This window comes from Paenibacillus tyrphae, assembly GCF_000722545.1.
Classification (GTDB): Bacteria; Bacillota; Bacilli; order Paenibacillales; family NBRC-103111; genus Paenibacillus_G; species Paenibacillus_G tyrfis.
Genome location: NZ_JNVM01000049.1, coordinates 1 through 478 on the forward strand (window position 1 = coordinate 1; position 478 = coordinate 478).

General features: G+C 52.1%; 2 tRNA genes and 1 rRNA gene. All 3 read left to right on the plus strand.

Annotated elements, in window-relative coordinates:
- The first annotated feature begins 38 nt into the window (after nucleotides 1–38).
- The 3 genes from rrf (at nucleotide 39) to ET33_RS33640 (ending at nucleotide 384) form a co-directional block, all read left to right on the plus strand.
- Nucleotides 39–155, plus strand: a 5S ribosomal RNA gene (rrf, locus tag ET33_RS33630).
- 55 nt (nucleotides 156–210) lie between these two features.
- Nucleotides 211–287: transfer RNA gene (locus tag ET33_RS33635), tRNA-Ile, on the plus strand.
- Nucleotides 288–308: 21 nt separating this feature from the next.
- Nucleotides 309–384: transfer RNA gene (locus ET33_RS33640), tRNA-Ala, on the plus strand.
- The last annotated feature ends 94 nt before the right edge of the window (nucleotides 385–478 follow it).

Here is a 478-nt window from a genome sequence, read left to right on the forward strand (position 1 = left end):
TTTGAAAGGTGCAATGCCTTTCCTTCATAAGTAATTCGTTTGGTGATGATGGCGGAAGGGAACCACGCGTACCCATCCCGAACACGACCGTTAAGCCTTCCAGCGCCGATGGTACTTGGACCGCAGGGTCCCGGGAGAGTAGGACGTCGCCAAGCAAGCCCACCAAGGGTGGGCTTTTCTTATGAAACTAATTATGCATACGATTATTATGGGCCCTTAGCTCAGCTGGTTAGAGCGCACCCCTGATAAGGGTGAGGTCGGTGGTTCGAGTCCACTAGGGCCCACCAGTTAACTTCATACTATAGCATGGGGCCATAGCTCAGCTGGGAGAGCGCCTGCCTTGCAAGCAGGAGGTCAGCGGTTCGATCCCGCTTGGCTCCACCAAAAACTTACCTCTTGAAAAGGGTAGGCGAGTGTGGTAAGATAATCTTTGTCGCTGTTGATGACAGTGACGGCATTTGTTCCTTGAAAACTGGAT